This window comes from Caulobacter sp. B11 (genome assembly GCF_002737765.1).
In the GTDB taxonomy this organism is placed as follows: domain Bacteria; phylum Pseudomonadota; class Alphaproteobacteria; order Caulobacterales; family Caulobacteraceae; genus Caulobacter.
On sequence record NZ_PEGG01000374.1, the window covers coordinates 1 to 4,193 of the forward strand.

The window sequence follows — 4,193 nt, forward strand, 5'->3', positions numbered from 1 at the left end:
GCCGGGACCGGCGACGGGCTCGGGCCGCGTCTCAATGACAAGCTTGTCCAGCCCGCCGGGGGCCCTGACGCTGCAACCTTCATGATGTTTCGCTCCCTGGCGATTTTGTTGGCCGCCACCCTGACGCGGGGATCGGGCCAGGGCGAGGGCGCCGTGACGGCAATGGCGGTCAGCGGCCGCGTCAGGCCTCAGTGATCGGCCTTGCGGTGCAGGGCGGGCTGCAGGCCGTGGCGGGTCATCTTGTCGTACAGGGTTTTGCGCGGGATCTTCAGCCGCGCGGTGACCTCGCGGATGTCGCCCTTGCAGGCGATCAGCGCCTCGCGGATCAGCTCGGCCTCATAGGCCAGGACCTGCTCGCTCAGGCCGGACTCCGACAGCAAGACGCCTTGCGCCCCGGCCATGCCCAGGGCCACCTGGCTGGCGAAATTGGCCAGCTCGCGCAGATTGCCCGGCCAGTCATGTTCGAGCAGCCGCCGCCGCACCGCGTGGTCGATGCGCGGGGCCGGACGCCCCAGCCGCTCGGCCGCGCGATTGAGGAACCGGGCGAACAGCAGCGGTACGTCGGCGCGCCGCTCGCGCAGGGGCGGGATGCGCAGCCGCACGACGTTGAGGCGATAATAGAGGTCCTCGCGCAGGTCGCCGCGCGCCACCGCCTCGGCCGGATCGGCCTTGGTCGCCGCCAGCACCCGAAGGTCCAGACCGCGCGCCTCCGACGCCCCGCTGGGCGTCACCTCGCGTTCCTCCAGCACCCGCAGCAGCATCATCTGCACGGCGCGGGGGCCAGGTCGATTTCGTCAAGGAACAGGCTGCCGCGATGCGACTGCTCGATCTGCCCGGTCCGCCGCCGCATCGCCCCGGCGAAGGCGCCCGGCTCATGGCCCAGCAACTGGCTCTCGGCCCCGCTGTCGGGCAGGGCCGCGCAGGAGACGACGACGAAGGGTTGCAGGCGACGCTGTCCGGCATTGTGGATGGCCCGGGCCACGGCCTCCTTGCCGGCCCCGGTTTCGCCCTCGATCAGAACGTCGACATGGGCGTCGGCCAGCTGCTTGATGGCGGCGCGCAGACCCTCGGCCGCCGGGCTCTCGCCGCTCAGCGGGATGGCCCAGGTTTCGTCAGCGGCCTGGGCGGCCAGGCGGCGGTTGTCGAGCACCAGGGCCCGCTTCTCCAGCGCTCGGCCGAGGGTTTCGACCAACCGCTCGGGCGCGAAGGGCTTGGTCAGGAAGTCGTAGGCCCCGCGCTTCATGGCCTCGACGGCCTCGGAGATGTCGCCATGGCCGGTGATCATCACCACCGGCAGGTCCGGGTCGACCACGCCCAGCCGCTGGATCAGCTGCAGCCCGTCCAGGCCCGGCATGCGCAGGTCGGTGACCACCACCCCGTCGAAGCGCGCATCCAGGACCCGCAGCGCCGCCTCGCCCGAGGCGAAGGGCGCCACGGTCAGCCCGGCCAGGGCCAGGCGCTCGGCCAGGGCGGCGCGGAAGGCGTCGTCGTCCTCGACCAGGGCGACGCGGTTGAGGGTCTGGAAACTCATGGAACCTTGGCCAGGACGATCTTGAACACCGCGCCCCCCGCGCCGGCCGCCAGGGTCAGTTCGCCGCCAAAGCTGGTGACGATGTCGCGGCTGATCACCAGCCCCAGGCCCAGGCCGTCATGCTTGTCGGTGGAGAACGGCGTGAACAGCCGCTCGCGCATGGCCTTGGACACGCCCGGCCCGTTGTCGGCGATGCGGATCACCACCGAACCGTCGCGCTCGCGCACGGCGATGGACACCGAAGGCGCGCTGACCGTCTCCAGCGCCTCGATGGCGTTCTGCAGCAGGTTCAGCACCACCTGCTCCAACCGGTTGCGCTCGGCCCGCACCTGCAGGCCCGCCGCCCCGCGCCGGCGCTCGACCGTGACGCCGCGCTCGCGCAGGCGGGGCCCGACTAGCAGCAGGGCCCCGTCGATCGCCGCCTCCACCCCGACCGCCACGGCCTCGGACCGGGTCTTGCGCGAAAAGGCCCGCAACTCGTCGGTGATCGCCCCGACCCGCTCGGTCAGATCGCCGATCCGGACCAGGGACCGCCCGACCGCGGCGGTGTCCTGGCGCTCCAGATAGAGGCCGGCGCTGTCGGCATGGGTACGGATGGCGGCGATCGGCTGGTTGATCTCGTGAGCGACGCCGGCGGCGATCTGGCCCAGGGTCGCCAGCTTGTTGGCCTGGATCAGCTCGTCCTGCAGGTCCTGGCGGTCCCGTTCCAGGCGAAGCCGCTCCTCGATCTCCTGGCTGAGCTGGCTGTTGGCGGCCCGCAGCTCGAGGGTGCGCAGGTCGATCCGCCGCTCCAGGTCGCGCCGCGCCGCCTCCGCCTCGACCGTGCGGGCCGCGGCCCTCTGGCGGCGGCGCAGCAGCACCCCCGACAGGCCGGCCAGCAGGGCGACGCTCAGCAGGGCCAGGGTGCGGGCGGCGATCAGGCCCTGGGCCACCGTCGCCCCGGCCGGCGACAGCAGGTGCACCGTCCAGTCGCTGCCCGCCACGCTGTCGGAGGCCTGGGCGTAGAGGTCGGGCGGAACGTCGCTGGACAGTCGGACCATGGCCGGGGCGGTGGTCTTGAACGGCAGGTCGGTCAGGGCGACCGTGCCGGCGGTCTGGTCGACGGCCAGACGCTGGCGGCGGGCCTGGCTCAGCGGCCGCGAGGTGTGGAAGCGCCAGGCCGGGGCCGTGGTGATCAGCACCACCCCGTCGGCGTCGGTGACATAGGTCGGCTCGCCCGAGGCGCGCCACTCGTCTTCGAGGGCGTCGAACTCGACCTTGGCGACGATCACGCCCAGAGGCTGGCCCGCCGCGTCATCGACCCGCCGCGACAGATAGAGGCCCGGCCGGCCGCTGACCGTGCCCAGGGCGAAGAAGGCCGCCTGACCGGCCCGCAGAGCGTCGCCGAAATAGGGTCGAAAACCGTATTGCGAGCCGACGAAGCTGGTCGGTTCGCGCCAATTGCTGGCCGCCAGCGCCACGCCGCGCAGGTCCAGGACATAGATGGCCGCCGCCCGGCTCTCCTGGGCCAGGCCCTCGAACTTGCGGTTCAGCCGCTCGACGGCCTGGGGACTGGGCGCGGCCAGCAGGGCCTGGAGGTCGGGATCCTGGGCCAGCACCAGCGGCAAGGACCTGTGCCGCTCCAGTTCGCTGCGCAGCACCGCCGCGTGCAGGGCGCTGGCGGTGGCGGCCTGGCGCAGCATCCCGGCCTGGGCGTCGCGCCGGGCCAACTCGCCGCCCACGACCACCGCCGCCACGGCGATCACGATCCACACGACGGCGAACACGCGCCATGGTCCAGTCAGGGATGCGGAGAGTCGCGGCATGCCGGCATCGGTGCGGATTTCCGCACAAATGTCTAGAACGGCTATGCGAAATTCCGCACAAAATTGGCCACTCGCCACCCGATCGGAGCATTTAGAACAATGATTTCAAGAGTTTTCGTGAAATCCGCCGAGCGCTTGCGCCGGCTCCATCCGGGTCCCGATACTGCCGGTGTGCCGCGGCGTAGATCGCGACGCGGGGTTTCGGGTCCGTCGTCACGGATTCCAGGGAGGGTGCGTTGATCACGTCCATGCCAGTTTCGGCGGGACCGGCCGTTCGTCGGCCGTTCTATCGCAGCCTCTATTTCACCGTTCTGCTGGCCATCGTCGCCGGGCCCTGGTCGGCCATTTCTGGCCCGAGTTGGGCAAGAGCCTCAAGCCGCTGGGCGACGCCTTCATCAAGCTGGTGAAGATGATCATCGCGCCGGTGATCTTCCTGACCATCGCCACCGGCATCGCCGGCATGCGCGATCTGAGTCAGGTCGGCCGCGTCGCCGCCAAGGCCTTCGGCTATTTCCTGGTGTTCTCGACCCTGGCCCTGATCATCGGCCTGGTCATCGCCAATGTGGTGCAGCCCGGTCGCGGCCTGAACATCGACCCGGCCAGCCTCGACGCCGGGGCGGTGGCGAAATATTCCGAGGCGGCCCACGAGACGACGGTCGTCGGCTTTCTCACCGGCATCATCCCCACCACCCTGGTCAGCGCCTTCGTCGAGGGCAATATCCTGCAGACCCTGCTGGTCGCCATCCTGTTTGGCCTCTCCCTGGCCCTGGTCGGCGAGGCCGCAGCGCCGGTCACCCGGGCGCTGGAGTCGCTCAGCCAAGTGATCTTCAAGCTGGTGGCGATCCTGATGAAGGCCG

At 70.8% G+C, this 4,193-nt stretch carries 5 protein-coding genes; 2 read left to right on the forward strand and 3 right to left on the reverse strand.

Annotation, left to right across the window (positions count from 1 at the left end; all coding sequences use genetic code 11):
* The coding region (locus CSW58_RS15505) for a hypothetical protein (RefSeq protein WP_236627830.1) at positions 1-195 on the forward strand (195 nt) is incomplete at its 5' end.
* Here CSW58_RS15505 and CSW58_RS15855 read toward each other — a convergent pair.
* Genes CSW58_RS15855 through CSW58_RS13000 form a run of 3 tightly spaced genes read right to left on the reverse strand, consistent with a single transcriptional unit; the run spans position 189 to position 3,297 of the window.
* Positions 189-764 (reverse strand): sigma 54-interacting transcriptional regulator, encoded by a 576-nt coding sequence (locus CSW58_RS15855; protein ID WP_255406589.1) that lies wholly within the window; start codon positions 762-764, stop codon positions 189-191. The two genes, CSW58_RS15505 and CSW58_RS15855, sit on opposite strands and share 7 nt — an antisense overlap.
* The gene (locus CSW58_RS12995; protein WP_255406588.1) at positions 761-1,531 is read right to left on the reverse strand and encodes a sigma-54 dependent transcriptional regulator; all 771 of its coding nucleotides are present in this window, start codon (positions 1,529-1,531) and stop codon (positions 761-763) included. The genes CSW58_RS15855 and CSW58_RS12995 overlap by 4 nt, the downstream gene beginning before the upstream one ends.
* Complete coding sequence (locus tag CSW58_RS13000; RefSeq protein WP_236627831.1) at positions 1,528-3,297, reverse strand: ATP-binding protein; 1,770 nt, start codon at positions 3,295-3,297, stop codon at positions 1,528-1,530. Before CSW58_RS13000 ends, CSW58_RS12995 begins: the two co-directional genes overlap by 4 nt.
* 208 nt (positions 3,298-3,505) lie before the next feature.
* Here CSW58_RS13000 and CSW58_RS13005 point away from each other — a divergent pair.
* The coding region (locus CSW58_RS13005) for a cation:dicarboxylate symporter family transporter (RefSeq protein WP_369825196.1) at positions 3,506-4,193 on the forward strand (688 nt) is incomplete at its 3' end.

Coding starts and splice junctions, on each gene's coding strand:
- CSW58_RS12995 (WP_255406588.1), bottom strand. CDS start 1,531: ATGAGTTTCCAGACCCTCAACCGCGTCGCCCTGGTCGAGGACGACGAC.
- CSW58_RS15855 (WP_255406589.1), bottom strand. CDS start 764: ATGATGCTGCTGCGGGTGCTGGAGGAACGCGAGGTGACGCCCAGCGGG.